The sequence below is a fragment of the Snodgrassella sp. CS2 genome (assembly GCF_050310315.1).
Classification (GTDB): domain Bacteria; phylum Pseudomonadota; class Gammaproteobacteria; order Burkholderiales; family Neisseriaceae; genus Snodgrassella; species Snodgrassella alvi_E.
The window spans coordinates 559,367-573,834 of sequence record NZ_JBNPBA010000001.1 but is presented as its reverse complement, the minus strand read 5'-3'; the positions used below and the strand labels follow the sequence as shown (position 1 = coordinate 573,834).

Here is a 14,468-nt window from a genome sequence, read left to right as displayed (position 1 = left end):
TGCCGAATATGCGGTGAGCACAGGCAGCTTGCTGAGTAGTTATTATTGAGCCTGACGCACGGCTGCTTCAAGTATGTTTAGTGCTTCATCAAATACATTGGCTTCAATGGTGAGCGGGTACAGGCAGCGGATGACGTTATAGTACTGGCCGCAGGTGAGAATCATCAGTCCATTTTCAAGTGCTAACTGCTGAACTTTTTTGGTCATTTCGGCATTGGGTTCGGACGTGCCTGCTTTCACTAGTTCAAGTGCAACCATGGAGCCGGGGCCGCGTACTTCGGCAATTTCTGGTATGGTTTGTTTCAGACTGTTGAAGCGTTCCTTTAAACGGTTGCCCAGCACTGTGGCGCGTTCACACAATTTTTCGGTTTCAATCACATCGATCACAGCATCAGCCGCAGCCAGACCTAGCGGGCTGCCTGCATAGGTACCACCCAGACCACCGACTACCGGTGCGTTCATAATAACTTCTTTGCCTACTACGCCGGATAAGGGAAATCCACCGGCCAGAGATTTGGCAATAGTCATTAAATCGGGTTCAACACCTGTCCATTCTGTGGCGAACAGCTTGCCGCTACGGGCAAAACCAGACTGGATTTCATCAAAAATTAGCACAATGCCGTGTTCATCTGCCAGCTGTCGTAAAGCGCGCAGGAATTCATTTGGGGTAACATTGAAGCCTCCTTCACCTTGTACTACTTCGATGATGATAGCTGCAACGTCGCTGGCGGCCAGATGGCATTTAAAAATATTATGCAGACCATAAAGGGCATCCTCTATGCTCACGCCATGTAAAGCGTTGGGATAGGGCGCATGAACGATGTCGGCTGGAAATGGCCCAAAATCAACTTTATAAGGGGCAATTTTACCGGTTAAAGCCATAGTGAGATTGGTGCGGCCATGAAAAGCACCATTGAAAGCAATGACGCCGCGGCGTTTGGTATAGGCTCGGGCAATTTTGATGGCGTTTTCTACTGCTTCGGCACCGGAAGTAACAAACATTGTACGTTTATCGCCGGAGATGGGCGCAAGTGCATTGATTTTTTCGGCTACTTTGGCATAGAGCTCATACGGCACGGTATTAAAGCAGGTATGAGAAAATTTCTGCAACTGGTCGGCCACAGCCTGTTGAACTTTAGGGTGTAGGTGACCGGTATTGAGTACGCCGATGCCACCGGCAAAATCAATATAACGTTTGCCTTCAGGTGTCCAAAATTCGGCATTTTTAGCGTGATCAATATAAAAGTCACACATAAAGCCGACACCACGCGGGGCGGCAGCCAGCTGGCGCTGACGCACGTTGCTTGTTTGATTCATAAAATTCTCTCCAGAAAAATGTAGACCGGCCTGAGCTGGTGTTTTCGCATACTGAATGTATGGTAATGCGATGTAACTATGTCATTAACTGACTGTATTTATTCAACCAAAAAAAGATTTGGATTTTTCTGTTAAGTTACGGGATTAAATTTGCACTGTCAATGCAACCGAAAGATGCATGTGCAAAAATTATGGTTTTAAATGCTGAATGAGTGGAATTATATAATTTTATCTGTATTAATGTTGGTAATTAGTATTGCAAACTAATTTGATATGGTTATTTAATTGCTTAATTTATGCATATATTCTTTTTTTGGTGGGCGCTCGCCATACAGAAATCTGAGTTTAGGTATATGTTGTAAAAAAGCTGAACCGTTTAGTTCAGCCTGAAAGATGGCCAGAAATGGCTCAGGATGTGTGAATCAATTTTTTAAGTGTTTGGTTTTTTTATGTACCGGATTGGTAATTATTAGACTGAAAATCAGGGAAACCGATACCATGATTAAAGCAAGAATATAAATTAAATGATGGCCAAAATTGGCTGAAGCGGTGCCTTGCAACATACCGGCCAGAATGATGCTGCACGAAATACAGTTATTAAATAGTGTTGAAGCTACTCCCGTCCGCCCTGGCAGCAGGTCCTGAAAATAAATCAGTCCAATACTGGCTACAATACCGATAAACAGGCCATTGAATAGTTGTAGCGCAATCAGTATCCATTCTTTCTGACTGATAATCATGCCTATATAGAAAATGATGCCACATATTACGGCAAAGCAAATTAGGTTTTTATTTCCAAAACGCGGTACCAGCATGCTAGCCACCAGCATGGCCGGAATTTCAATGGCTGCGGCTACGCCCATCAAATGTCCGGGCAGGGATGGGGCGGATGGCAAAATCTGGTTCAGATACAGCGGCATGTCAATTAAATACATCATATTGGCTGTGCCCATGCAGATTGAAGCGATAAATAAAAACATTACGTTGCGGTTGCGAAATATTTTTTCTTTTGGTTCTGAAGATTTGCTGGCTGGAGCAGAACGTCTGATAGCAGGAAAAAACATAAAAATAATTAGGAGGGCAACCAAGAACATAGCCGCTGCACTCAGATACATGGCGGTAAAACCATATTTAACTGCCAATGTAAAGGATAAGGGCGGTCCGATAACCCATGCTAATGATAACTGTGCGCGGAGAATGCCGTTGAATACCACGACATTACGTCCGGTATGGTCGGTATATTCACGTGCTGAAGCAAAAATCTGTGGCATCGCAGCTGACGTAAATGCGGAAAAAAAGATACCCACAGAGATAAGTAATAGGTAGTGGCGTGAAAAGGCGAAGGTGATACAGTTACCGATGCCCATCAGACAACAGAATAAAATAATATTGCGGCGGATACCTTTATTATCTGAGTACTGCGCCAGAAGAAAACTCACAACAATACCAGCAATGGCATTGACTGAATAAAATAGGCCGATCTGATAGGGGTTAGCTTGCACTTCTTTCGCCAGATAACGGCTGAGAGTGGGTGCCTGTAGCGCACCGGCAATACCAATAATGAATGCGGCCACCAGAAAAGAACCAAGAATAATATAGGCCTTTTGTTTTAAACTAATTTTTTCTACCACGTTTAATTTATCTATACTGAAATAAAAGTGTTATATCACATATCGGCTGATACATTGTAAAAGCTGGTACCCAATGGCTTTTTAATATGTAAAGCGCGATCAGGGAAATTGTTAATATATAAATTAAATAGTGAATATAAATGCTTGATAAACAATATTTCAAATAGGATACAGGTGATAGTGGAAATACATGAGAATGAAAATAGAGGATTTTATTTGTTAATTAAAAAATTATTTTATTAATAATGCTATTAAGATAAAAAAATAATATTTTTTTAAGTATATCGGAATATGCAGGATAACAAGTTGGTTTCGACAAATTATCCTGCTCCATAGTAGAACCGTTTAAATCAGCTTCTGCTCTTCTAACAGATTTTCAATTTTTTCTTTACTCCAATGATTGCTAGCGGCAAGAGTCAGAATGGCTACAGCAGTTTCTAGGTTGCATTTACCGCCATTAATCACGCCAGCAGCGCGCAGTTCATTTCCTTGGGCATAAACTGCGGAGGCGTTGCCTTGCAAAACTTGGCTGATATTTAATACCGGTGTGGATTGTTGACTGATGTGTCGAATGGCTGCCAGAAAGCTTGCATCAGTTGGTGTATTGCCATTGCCGTAGCTTTGCAGTACCACTCCGTCCGGCGCGTTTTGATTTAGGCTGGCGCTAATCATGTCTAGATTGGCTCCCGGTGTAAGGGTAAAACAATGGATTCGAACGGTGTTGCTAATGCAGTAGCTTGCTGGTGCAGTAGAGGGGGGGGTGGCTGGAAGGTTAGTGTTAAACCAACCTTCGGTAGCCGACCATTGCGCGAGTGTACCAAATTGTGGGTTGGCAAAAGCCTCCGGCCGCTCGGTACTGATTTTTACACTGCCAATTGCTGGCCAGAGCTGGCCGTTGAATGCGATAGCAGTCTGATTAAAATCGCGTAAGCTAAACGCGGCCAATGCTGTGCGCAGATTCAGTGGGGCATCGCTGTTATCAGCTGCTAGTGGCAGCATAGCGCCAGTCAAGATAAGAGGAATACCTAGCTGTGGCCGTGCCAGTGCGATGAGATTGGCAGTATAAGCCATGGTATCAGTACCATGCAGAATCAGCAAACCATCATAATCTGTGGCTGTGCTGTCTATCCATTCTAAACAATGTTGCCAGTTGCTCAAGGTAATGGCCGACGAATCAATCAAGGGGTCGCTGATAAACCAATCACAATGTACTTCTTCACTAAATTCCTGAAAGATGGGGGCGGCCAGACGCGGCAGATCGTTTGCCGGCGCTAATCCGGCAGGAGTGGACTGCATGCCGATGGTGCCTCCAGTGTAGTAAACAGCCAGATGTTTCGGTGTTGTCATAAAGATTCCGCCTTTCCAAAGCTTATGGGTAGCAATAGCAAGCATAGCATGAACGGGTTTTGTTCAGGCTGGCTTACGCGTACAATAGCGGTTTTTCTGCGTCTGAAATGGTTATCATGATACGTACTCGTTTTGCTCCCAGTCCTACCGGTTTTCTACATATTGGCGGTGTGCGCACGGCTTTGTTTTCATGGGCATTTGCGCGTAAACATCAGGGTAAATTTGTGTTACGCATTGAAGACACTGATTTGGAACGCTCTACTGCTGAATCGGTGCAGGCAATTTTGGATGGGATGCACTGGGTAGGTCTGGACTATGATGAAGGCCCGTTTTATCAGACGCAGCGTTTTGACCGCTATGCTGAAGTATTGCGTGAGCTACTGGCTTCTGGCCATGCCTATTATGACTACACCAGCCGTGAAGAGCTGGAAGCGATGCGGCAGGAAGCAGAAGCACGTGGCGAACATTTCTGGTACGACCGGCGCTGGCGTCCGGACGAGGGTAAAACTCTACCAGCAATACCAGAGGGTGTGCAGCCGGTAGTGCGTTTTAAAATGCCGCTGACTGGTGAAACGGCATGGGATGATTTGGTCAAAGGCCATATTGCTATTGCCAATCAAGATTTAGATGACCTGATTATTGCCCGCGCCGATGGTACCCCTACCTATAATTTCTGTGTGGTGGTAGATGATTATGATATGGGGATTACGCAGGTTATTCGTGGTGATGATCACGTTAATAACACCCCAAAACAGATTAATATTCTGCGTGCAATGGGAGCCACGCTGCCGCAATACGCACATCTGCCAATGATTTTAAATGAAAAAGGCGCCAAAATGAGTAAGCGCCGTGATGCAGTTAGTGTGGTGGATTATGATAAACAGGGTATTCTGCCGGAAGCTCTGTTGAATTATCTGGCACGCTTGGGCTGGGGGCATGGTGATGACGAATTTTTCACGATGGCTCAGTTTGTGCAATGGTTTGATTTAAAGGATGTCAGCCCTTCTGCCAGCCGTTTCGACCACGAAAAGTTGCTGTGGCTGAATGCTCAGCACATCAAAGCCAGTGATGATACACGTCTGGCTGAACTGGTACGCCCACGATTAGAACAGCAGGGCATTGCGGTGGCTGAACAGCCTGCTTTGACCGATGTAATAGCTTTGGTAAAGGAACGAGCTCAGGATTTGAATCAGCTAGCCTCAGAATGTAGCTATTTTTATGTCAAAGCCACACCGAGTGAAAAAGAAGTGGCTAAACACTGGGATATGGATGCACCGGTACGAATGCAGCGTTTTGCCGCTGAGCTGGAAAAGCTACCACAGTGGGATGCGGAAAGTATACATGCCTTGTTTGCGCCATTCTGTGAAGCAGAAAATATTAAAATGGGTAAATTGGGTATGCCATTGCGGCTGGCAGTCTGTGGTACTGGCAAAACGCCGTCGATTGATCAGGTATTGGCTTTACTGGGGCGGGATGAAGTATTGCACCGCCTGCATCAGAATTGAGTCTGATTTGCATTTGCACAGGCTGTCGGGATTGTGATTGATTTGCTTAAGGCAGATTACGCAGTGATGACAGCCTGTGTTTTTTATTTTGTTCCTACTCAAATTGATGTTTGCTTGTGTAAACACATTAATGTTTATTGCAGTGTATTGTGTGTTTATGCTGGCGGTTAGCAAGCCTTATGCAGTATTAATGCTGCCTGTAAGTTGTCGCTATGCTCCGGCTGTGGCAAAATCGGCGCCGATTTTGGATAAATGTAAATGAATACAAAAGCTGATTTATCTCAACGCATTGTTGTTGGAATGTCTGGTGGTGTGGATTCATCGGTGACTGCCTTGCTGCTCAAACAGGGCGGTTATGATGTGCGCGGTGTTTTCATGCAAAACTGGGAAGACGATAACGATGACGAGTATTGCTCCATCAAGCAGGACTCACTTGACGCTGTTACAGTGGCCGATGTGATTGGTATGGATATAGACATTGTCAATTTTGCCAGCCAGTATAAAGATAATGTTTTTGCCTACTTTCTACATGAATATCAGGCAGGGCGCACACCAAATCCGGATGTGCTGTGCAATGCGGAAATTAAATTCAAATGTTTTCTGGACCATGCTCTGGCCGGTGGTGCTGATGTAATTGCTACTGGTCATTATGCCCGCAAAGAGGTGCGCAATGGTGTGCATTATTTGCTTAAAGGGCTCGACCAAAACAAAGACCAGAGCTATTTTCTATATCGTCTCCAGCCTTATCAGCTGCAACGAGCATTATTTCCGTTAGGTGAACTTGAAAAAACTGAAGTACGCCGTTTAGCGGAGCAGGCACAGTTGCCTACAGCAGCAAAAAAAGACAGCACAGGTATCTGTTTTATCGGAGAACGGCCGTTCCGGCAGTTTTTACAACGATATTTACCTACCAATCCGGGTGCAATGGTCACACCGGAAGGAAATGTTGTAGGTGAACATGAAGGTCTGATGTATTACACTTTGGGTCAGCGTAAAGGGCTAGGCATCGGTGGTGATGGCGAACCATGGTTTGTGGCTGGAAAAAATCTGAAAAGAAATGAACTTTTAGTGGTACAGGGGCATGACCATCCGCTTCTATTCAGCCGTAGCCTGATTATGCATGATTTAAGTTTCACAACGCCTGAGCAGCCGGCTGAAGGTCGCTACGGAGTGAAAACGCGTTACCGCATGCCGGATGCTTCTGCTACTTTGCGCTATCTTGATAACGGCAGTGCCGAGCTTGTATTTGATGAGCCGCAATGGGCTGTGACGCCAGGCCAGTCAGCTGTCCTGTATGCTGGCGAAATGTGTTTGGGTGGTGGTATTATCAGCGATACCGATAGCCACAGTATTAATAATAATTAATTTAATTTCAACCGATTGCCTATAATCGGGCAATCATCTTGCTAGCAATGATGCAGTCGTACTGATTTGATGTTTTCTTTACAGTCTGTTTTGACTGATGTTCCCTTACTTCACATTAAATCAGGCGCATTGTTGCAAAGGAAAAAAGATAATGGAAAAAATCTGGTTACAAAGTTATCAGGAAGGGGTGCGCGCAGAAGTGGATGTTCGTGCTTATTCGTCGATTATTGACGTGCTGCACACCAGTGTGAAGAAGTTCGGACCGCAGCCGAGTTTTTCTAATATGGGTACCACTCTGACGTATACGCAGACTGCGACTTTGGTGAATCAGTTTACTTCTTATTTGCAGAATGTGCTTAAGCTGCAAAAGGGTGAGCGCGTGGCAATTATGATGCCGAATGTGTTGCAGTATCCAGTGGCCGTGTTCGGGGTATTGCAGGCTGGCGGTGTAGTCGTAAATGTCAATCCTCTGTATACTCCGCGTGAACTGGCGCATCAGCTAATTGATTCAGGTGCGACGGCCATTATTGTGCTGGAAAATTTTGCACATACGGTGGAAAAAGTGCTGGAGCAGACATCACTAAAACAGGTGATTGTCGCCAGTATGGGAGATATGTTGGGCTGGCTGAAGGGCACGCTGGTGAATTTCATGCTGCGCAAAATCAAAAAAATGGTGAAACCATTTCATATTCCGCAATCCATTACTTTTCCGCAAGCGCTGGCATTGGGTAAAAAGCAGCGCTTTACACCAGTGCCGCTTGGGCTGGAGGATTTGGCCTTATTGCAGTATACGGGTGGAACAACTGGTATATCCAAAGGTGCAATGCTGACTCATGGAAATATTGTTGCCAATATGCAGCAAGCATCAGAGTGGATTAAGGCCAATCTGGTACCGGGGCAGGAAGTGGTAGTAACACCGCTTCCGCTTTATCATATTTTTTCGCTCACTGTGAATATCATGATATTTGCCAATGCTGGCTCCAAAAATATTCTGATTACCAATCCGCGTGATATCAATGCGCTGGTTAAAGTACTCCAAAGTAATCGTGTCACCGTGATGAGTGGGGTGAATACGCTATTTAATGCTCTGATTCATAATGAAAAATTCAAAAAAAATGATTTTTCATCATGGAAGCTTGTTTTGGGTGGCGGGATGGCGACGCAGAAAAATGTGGCGCAGGAATGGAAAGCGATTACAGGGGTGCCAATCATCGATGCCTATGGTCTGACTGAGGCCAGCCCAGGCGTGTGTGCCAATCCGTTGAATAATCCTGAATACACGGGTACAGCCGGTTTACCAGTATCCAATACCGATATTGAAATTCGAGATGATAACGGTAAAGTGCTGGGCATAGGTGAAATAGGAGAGTTGTGGGTACAAGGACCACAGGTAATGAAGGGCTACTGGAACCGCCCTGAGGAAACGGCCAAAGTATTGGATAGCCGTGGCTTTGTCGCTACCGGTGATATGGCAGAAATCGATGCCAAGGGTTATGTACGTTTGGTTGACCGTAAAAAAGACATGATTTTGGTATCGGGATTTAATGTTTATCCGAATGAAATTGAAGAAATAGTAGCTGCTATGCCAGAGGTATTGGAAGCAGCCTGTATCGGTGTGCCAAATGAGAAAACAGGTGAGGCGATAAAATTATTTGTGGTTAAGCGTGACCCTGCACTGACACGTGAGCAAATTATTGCATACTGTCGCCAGAATCTGACGGGATATAAAGTACCGAAGGACATCGAATTTTGTGAAGAATTGCCTAAATCAGCGGTAGGCAAAATTTTGCGTAAGGATTTGCGTACTGAAAAATAATGGTTTTGCAGATTAATAGCGGTTGCTGCTATGGTGCGGCAACCGCTTTTGTATTTATAGACTGGTAGGTAGCTGATACTAAAAAGCTACTGTTGCTAATTTTCTCACTCTTATGGCTTAGAAACAGCAGCTATGGACAGTATTAAGCGATTATTATCAGAAAAAGTCTGTTAAAGATGCCAATTGTTTGGAAGAAAATAAACGCTACTTAGCATGAGGTGCAGGCCAATTCCTGATTTATCAGGCTGGCTGACTGGGTAAATTCATCGCTAAAACATTTTGTCTTTGATTTTCTCGAAATTCCGTGAGTTTCTGAGCTAGCTGGGGATTGTTGTTTGCCAGCATTGCAATGGCAAATAAGGCTGCATTGGCTGCACCGGCCTCGCCGATGGCAAAGGTGGCTACCGGTACCCCTTTGGGCATTTGTACAATAGACATCAAGGAATCCTCGCCATGCAGATATTTGCTTGGAATCGGTACACCCAGTACAGGCAGCGTGGTTTTCGCAGCTACCATGCCGGGCAAATGCGCCGCACCACCGGCACCAGCAATAATGGCTTTGAGTCCTCTGGAGCGTGCATTTTCGGCATATTCAAACATTAAATCTGGGGTGCGGTGTGCAGAAACAACTTTTATTTCATAAGGAATGCTGAATTGTTGTAAAAACTGTTCTGCTTGCTGCATTACCGGATAATCGCTGTTGCTGCCCATGATGATGCCGATTTGAGGAGTATTCATGTTTTGCTCTTATTCTGTTTGTAAATTATTTTTTCAGTTGCTGCTTGGCTTTATTTGCTGCATTACTAGTGGGATAGTTGCTGATAATGCGTTGATAGGTGGTACGGGCAATATCCTGCTGCTGTAAATGTGTCTGGCATTGTGCCACCTTATATAGGGCATTGGGCGTTTGGCTATTTTGTGGAAACAAATTGCTGAAGCGTTTGCCGATATTGATGACCGATTCGCAATTATTTAGACGCATATGGCTTTGTAGTAGCAGCCACATGCGCTCCTGTGCCAGCTTGCTGCCATTGCTGCCGCTATCTGCATTTTTTAAAAGTCTGATACTTTGAGCATATAGTCCGGCGTTGTAGAGGCGTCTGGCTTCATCTGTATTATCGCTATTGCCAGTATTTTTTATTGGGTTCACCCGAGCAGGCTGAATATGTACATTTAAATAACGCGATAGGGTTGATTGTTGCTGGCGTAAATCATTCAATTGATTTTGTAGAGTGGTTACCTGACTTTGCAGACTCATTATCTGGGTTTTCATTTGGCTCAATTGGTCTGCTGTCTGAAGGGTATACGGTGCAGGCGCCTCTGAATTAGTTGTATTTTCAGGGGCAGAGGAGGTACTCATGGTACTGCATGAGCTGATGGTTATCATAGCCAGTGCAGCCAGCAATAGATAACGATAATTAAATAAAAACATTTGGTGCTGCTCTCCTCTAGGTGATTGTTATTATTTTTTCTGCATCAAGGTCAGGCCATCACCCAGAGGGATGATTAGTGGCTGCACACGCGAATCATGTTTCAGGCTGGCATTAAATGAACGCATAATCTGAACGCTTTCTGGTTCGTGCGTGTTTGCAGGTTGAGCCACACGCCCATGCAGCAGTACATTATCAATGGCAATAATGCCGCCAGAGCGAACCAATTGCAGGCAGCGTTCATAATAGTAAGGTGTTGGCGGTTTATCGGCATCAATCAAAGCTATGTCATATTGATTGCTTTGTCCAGCCGCAATCAGTTTATCCAACGTTATCAAGGCCGGTTGTAAATAGAGCTGTATTTTGTGACTGACATTGGCTTCTTGCCAGTAACGGCGGGCGATATCGGTGTAAGTGACATTAATATCACAGGCAGTTATGTGACCGTTTTCCGGTAAAGCCAGTGCCATGGCAGTGCTGCTGTAGCCGGTAAAAACACCGATTTCTAGATAATAGCGTGCTTGTATCAGCGTTGCTAACCATGTCATCAACTGCGCCTGCTCGGGCGCAATACTCATATTTCCTTTGCGGTGCCGGGCAGTTTCAGCACGCAGTTGTGCCAGTAAAGGGTGCTCTTGGGGATTTACCTCCGCCAGATAAGTATTAAGCGCAGGACTATTCACACCAGCTCGTTGACTCATGACAGGTCGGCAGGAGATTATTCGGTTAAATAGGTATAGCCTTTTTTTGGCAGTTTGGCGGCAGCAAAATTTGCTTCATCTTCTGGATTTAGCTGAACATCCCACAGCAAGCCGCGATGCTGGATCTGAGCCTGAGCCTCCTCTGGGTGTTCATTTAGGTATTTATTCAGAAATTGGGTTGTGTCAGACTGATAGTTATACATATAAGTTTCTTCTTGCATATGTTATTTAGAAACAGGTGTATTATTATATACAAAGTGCACCATACTGGTGAAGAAGCAGGCAGAATTGTACGTGTTTGGTCTGCTAACAATGATGAGAAACGAATAGATAGGTTATACTACGCTGTTTTAGTGGTCGTGTTTGCTGTGGCACGCGAGTATTTTTTCATAAGCTTATGTATTTTCTATGCTAAAAAAGTGGTTACACAGGGTTTTGCCGCGTAAGACTGTCAGTAAAGGCAGAAAACGGGAAATACCCTTTGCACAACATCATATTAAGGCGGATGAGCTGAGTTTCGCTGCGGAAAAAGTGATATCCCGTTTGCAGAAAGAAGGCTTTGAGGCTTATGTGGTAGGTGGAGCGGTGCGGGATTTGCTATTGGGTGTGTCTCCCAAAGATTATGATGTCGCCACCAATGCCACGCCCGAACAGGTGCGTAAACTATTCAGACGCAGCCGCATTATTGGCCGACGCTTTCCGATTGTACATGTCATGGTGGGGCCAGAAACCATTGAAGTTACAACTTTCCGTGGTGGTGCCGTCAGTAGCCATAATGAGCTGGGGCGGATTATGAAAGATGTAAGTTTTGGTACGCTGGAACAGGACGCCATGCGTCGCGATTTTACCGCCAACGCACTTTATTATGATCCACATAGACAGGTCATTTTGGATTTTCATCATGGCGTGGAGGATATCCGCAATCGTCGTCTGGTGATGATTGGCAATCCGCAGGAGCGTTATCAGGAAGACCCGGTACGCATGTTGCGTGCAGCCAGACTCTCAGGCAAACTTGGATTTTCGGTTGATAGACAGACATCCAAACCAATTGCCGAATGTGCGCAGTTGCTTCAGCGGGAGCCACCGGCACGGCTATTTGATGAAGTGTTAAAGATTCTATTCAGTGGTTATGCGCAAGCATGTCTGCGTCAGATGGATATATTGGGTTTAAAAAATATTCATCCGCTCTTGGATGCACTGATGCCTGGAGCAGGCGGCAGTGGGCACATAGCTGCGCTGGCTCTGCAAAATACTGATGAGCGTCTGCGTGCGGATAAGTCCGTTTCCATGGGATTTGTACTGGCGGCAGTATTGTGGCCGCATATGCGTGAAGCATGGATCCAACAACAGGCGCGCGGTATGCGCAGTAATGGAGCCATGCATGCTGCCATGGCTTCAGAACGTCAGCACATAGATAAACATTGGGGTGTACCACAGCGCTATGGTGTTACTATGCGTGAAATCTGGTCTCTGCAACCGCAATTTGAAATAATGCGCGGTGGACGGCCATATCGTCTACTTGCTCAGCCGCGCTTTCGTGCTGCTTTTGATTTTCTGTGTCTGCGCGCCAATCTTGGCGAAGTGGCTCAGGAAACTGTGCAGTGGTGGCAGAATTTCCAGCAGGGAACGGATGCAGAGCGTGAAGAGCTGATTCACACTGCGATGCAGGTAAAAACAACCTCTACAAAATCAAAACGAAATCGTAATAAACGCACTAACAAATCCAAGCAGGAGGGAGCATGAAAACAGTAACAGCGGTTATTGCTTTGGGCGCTAATCTAGGAAATCCGCGCAAACAGGTTGAAGCAGCTATGGCTGCATTGAATCAGGTTAGTGGTATCCGTGTAAAGGCAATTTCACCACTTTATCTTACCAAGCCGGTGGGATTGACTGACCAGCCTGATTTTGTCAATGCGGTGGTTTTGGTTCATACCACTTTAAGTGCACAGGCATTGCTACATTCCATGCTAGAACTGGAAAATAAGCTGGGACGTGTGCGCAATGTGCCAAATGGTCCGCGTATGATTGATCTGGACGTAATTGATTACAATCATCAGACCATTAATGAATCTGATTTGAAATTGCCTCATCCAAGTGCGCATGAACGCGCATTCGTAATGGCTCCACTAGCTGCTATTGCACCATACTATGTAATCGGCACTCATGGCAGTGCCTCTACTCTGGCGGCAAAATTACTTAAAGCACAGCCGGATGCAGCCACGATTATTGAAGGCGATCAAAACTAAGTCAGGGGAAAATATGGATTATCGCTACATTGTCGTAGAAGGATCTATTGGCAGTGGCAAATCAGCTTTGAGCCGTCGTCTGGCACAGTATTTTGATGCTTTACTGTTATCAGAGATACCTGAAAGCAATCCGTTTTTAGAAAAATTCTATCTAAATGCTGCCAATCACGGGCTGGCTACAGAGATGCATTTTCTGATGCGCCGTTGTGAAGCTATCAATGTTATCTATGCTGAAGATGAACGGCGTTCACGTATTGTTGCTGATTTTCTGCTGGAGAAAGACCAGATATATGTACCGATAATTCTGCGTGAAGAAGAGCAGACGTTGTATTGGCAAATCAAGCAAAAGGTGATGCCTAAATTTCCGGTACCGGATTTGGTGATTTATCTGGAAGCGGATGATGAATTGCTGGACAAGCGTCTGCGCCAGCGTGAGGATGGTATGATTAATTTGTTTCCTGCTGGTTATTTACAGCAGATTCATGCTGAATATCGCCGTTTTTTCCATTTATACCAGCATGCTCCATTACTGATTGCCAATACCAATGAGCTGGATTTTCTGGGTAATGAAGATCATTTTGAGTTGTTGCTTAATACCATTGCTAATATGCAGGGAAGTCGTAATTATCTGAATTTAAGCGAATAACTAATGTGTTGTGCTGTCGAGTAAAGCTGAATATTTTTTTGCGTAAGAAAGTAAGTTTCAGCCGTTTTTATCTGTAGTAATTTTGCTATTTCAGTGTGCAGCGCAGTTTAATCGGGGGTAAAAAAATATAAATGCCATTATGATGTTTGTTTGATATTTTTTGCATACTGATGCATGTGTTATTCAGTTTGGAAACCGTACTTTTTGGTAGAAAAAAGTACGGTTTTTGTTTATTGGATTGAAAATCAGTATACACATTCACACAATTTGCATGGTTTGGTTACAAGCGTAAAAAAATGATGCTTGGCGTGATTGCTAGATGAGCAGATACGGATGATTAGTAATGTTGAGGACAAGCGCACGTATCATCGTGCCGGTTAAATTTATCTTTAGCAAAATATTTGTTAATCTGCTCGGGTAAAAAGGTTGTCTGTGGTATTTTGCCGCACATTCAATTTGGCCGT

General features: G+C 44.8%; 13 protein-coding genes. 6 read left to right on the top strand and 7 right to left on the bottom strand.

What is annotated here, in order from left to right; translation table 11 throughout:
• Positions 1 to 42: 42 nt before the first annotated feature.
• The 3 genes from gabT to ACQP6D_RS02695 form a co-directional block, all read right to left on the bottom strand.
• Positions 43 to 1,317, bottom strand: a complete 1,275-nt coding sequence (gabT, locus tag ACQP6D_RS02705) for a 4-aminobutyrate--2-oxoglutarate transaminase (protein ID WP_427857359.1) — start codon at positions 1,315 to 1,317, stop codon at positions 43 to 45.
• 422 nt (positions 1,318 to 1,739) lie between these two features.
• Positions 1,740 to 2,948 (bottom strand): sugar efflux transporter, encoded by a 1,209-nt coding sequence (locus ACQP6D_RS02700; protein WP_370387894.1) that lies wholly within the window; start codon positions 2,946 to 2,948, stop codon positions 1,740 to 1,742.
• 345 nt (positions 2,949 to 3,293) lie between these two features.
• Positions 3,294 to 4,295, bottom strand: a complete 1,002-nt coding sequence (locus tag ACQP6D_RS02695) for an asparaginase (RefSeq protein ID WP_427857358.1) — start codon at positions 4,293 to 4,295, stop codon at positions 3,294 to 3,296.
• A gap of 113 nt (positions 4,296 to 4,408) precedes the next feature.
• Between ACQP6D_RS02695 and gltX the strand changes: the two genes are divergently transcribed.
• The 3 genes from gltX to ACQP6D_RS02680 all read left to right on the top strand — a co-directional run bounded on the left by gltX (position 4,409) and on the right by ACQP6D_RS02680 (position 8,981).
• Positions 4,409 to 5,800 carry a glutamate--tRNA ligase gene (gene gltX, locus ACQP6D_RS02690; RefSeq protein ID WP_180297459.1) on the top strand — a complete coding sequence of 464 codons (1,392 nt, stop codon included), beginning with the start codon at positions 4,409 to 4,411 and terminating at the stop codon, positions 5,798 to 5,800.
• Between the two features lie 258 nt (positions 5,801 to 6,058).
• Entirely contained in the window at positions 6,059 to 7,165 is a 1,107-nt protein-coding gene (gene mnmA, locus ACQP6D_RS02685) for a tRNA 2-thiouridine(34) synthase MnmA (RefSeq protein ID WP_427857357.1), read from the top strand.
• Positions 7,166 to 7,316: 151 nt separating this feature from the next.
• Positions 7,317 to 8,981, top strand: coding sequence for an AMP-binding protein (locus ACQP6D_RS02680; protein WP_427857356.1), 1,665 nt, complete (start codon positions 7,317 to 7,319; stop codon positions 8,979 to 8,981).
• A gap of 240 nt (positions 8,982 to 9,221) precedes the next feature.
• Here the strand turns inward: ACQP6D_RS02680 and purE are convergent, their stop codons facing one another.
• From purE to ACQP6D_RS02660, 4 genes are read right to left on the bottom strand one after another with little or no spacing between them, the layout of a single operon-like run.
• Positions 9,222 to 9,719 (bottom strand): 5-(carboxyamino)imidazole ribonucleotide mutase, encoded by a 498-nt coding sequence (gene purE / locus ACQP6D_RS02675; protein WP_100139885.1) that lies wholly within the window; start codon positions 9,717 to 9,719, stop codon positions 9,222 to 9,224.
• A 25-nt stretch (positions 9,720 to 9,744) separates the two neighbouring features.
• Complete coding sequence (locus ACQP6D_RS02670; protein WP_427857355.1) at positions 9,745 to 10,413, bottom strand: tetratricopeptide repeat protein; 669 nt, start codon at positions 10,411 to 10,413, stop codon at positions 9,745 to 9,747.
• Positions 10,414 to 10,443: 30 nt separating this feature from the next.
• The gene (locus ACQP6D_RS02665; RefSeq protein WP_427857354.1) at positions 10,444 to 11,112 is read right to left on the bottom strand and encodes a class I SAM-dependent methyltransferase; all 669 of its coding nucleotides are present in this window, start codon (positions 11,110 to 11,112) and stop codon (positions 10,444 to 10,446) included.
• Between the two features lie 17 nt (positions 11,113 to 11,129).
• The gene (locus ACQP6D_RS02660) at positions 11,130 to 11,315 is read right to left on the bottom strand and encodes a DUF3460 family protein (RefSeq protein WP_100139888.1); all 186 of its coding nucleotides are present in this window, start codon (positions 11,313 to 11,315) and stop codon (positions 11,130 to 11,132) included.
• Between the two features lie 205 nt (positions 11,316 to 11,520).
• On the opposite strand from ACQP6D_RS02660, the gene pcnB reads away from it, so the two are divergent.
• The 3 genes from pcnB to ACQP6D_RS02645 are packed head-to-tail and all read left to right on the top strand — an operon-like array spanning position 11,521 to position 14,004.
• Positions 11,521 to 12,855 (top strand): polynucleotide adenylyltransferase PcnB, encoded by a 1,335-nt coding sequence (gene pcnB / locus ACQP6D_RS02655; protein ID WP_427857353.1) that lies wholly within the window; start codon positions 11,521 to 11,523, stop codon positions 12,853 to 12,855.
• Positions 12,852 to 13,358 (top strand): 2-amino-4-hydroxy-6-hydroxymethyldihydropteridine diphosphokinase, encoded by a 507-nt coding sequence (gene folK / locus ACQP6D_RS02650; RefSeq protein WP_427857352.1) that lies wholly within the window; start codon positions 12,852 to 12,854, stop codon positions 13,356 to 13,358. Before pcnB ends, folK begins: the two co-directional genes overlap by 4 nt.
• Before the next feature lie 13 nt (positions 13,359 to 13,371).
• Positions 13,372 to 14,004: a deoxynucleoside kinase gene (locus ACQP6D_RS02645; protein WP_100139891.1), complete on the top strand. Its 633-nt coding sequence runs from the start codon at positions 13,372 to 13,374 to the stop codon at positions 14,002 to 14,004.
• The last annotated feature ends 464 nt before the right edge of the window (positions 14,005 to 14,468 follow it).

Bases quoted from the DNA above. Each gene is read 5' to 3' on its own strand.
- gabT (WP_427857359.1), bottom strand. From the start codon at position 1,317: ATGAATCAAACAAGCAACGTGCGTCAGCGCCAGCTGGCTGCCGCCCCG.
- ACQP6D_RS02695 (WP_427857358.1), bottom strand. From the start codon at position 4,295: ATGACAACACCGAAACATCTGGCTGTTTACTACACTGGAGGCACCATC.
- mnmA (WP_427857357.1), top strand. From the start codon at position 6,059: ATGAATACAAAAGCTGATTTATCTCAACGCATTGTTGTTGGAATGTCT.
- ACQP6D_RS02680 (WP_427857356.1), top strand. From the start codon at position 7,317: ATGGAAAAAATCTGGTTACAAAGTTATCAGGAAGGGGTGCGCGCAGAA.
- purE (WP_100139885.1), bottom strand. From the start codon at position 9,719: ATGAATACTCCTCAAATCGGCATCATCATGGGCAGCAACAGCGATTAT.
- ACQP6D_RS02670 (WP_427857355.1), bottom strand. From the start codon at position 10,413: ATGTTTTTATTTAATTATCGTTATCTATTGCTGGCTGCACTGGCTATG.
- ACQP6D_RS02665 (WP_427857354.1), bottom strand. From the start codon at position 11,112: ATGAGTCAACGAGCTGGTGTGAATAGTCCTGCGCTTAATACTTATCTG.
- ACQP6D_RS02660 (WP_100139888.1), bottom strand. From the start codon at position 11,315: ATGTATAACTATCAGTCTGACACAACCCAATTTCTGAATAAATACCTA.
- pcnB (WP_427857353.1), top strand. From the start codon at position 11,521: ATGCTAAAAAAGTGGTTACACAGGGTTTTGCCGCGTAAGACTGTCAGT.
- folK (WP_427857352.1), top strand. From the start codon at position 12,852: ATGAAAACAGTAACAGCGGTTATTGCTTTGGGCGCTAATCTAGGAAAT.
- ACQP6D_RS02645 (WP_100139891.1), top strand. From the start codon at position 13,372: ATGGATTATCGCTACATTGTCGTAGAAGGATCTATTGGCAGTGGCAAA.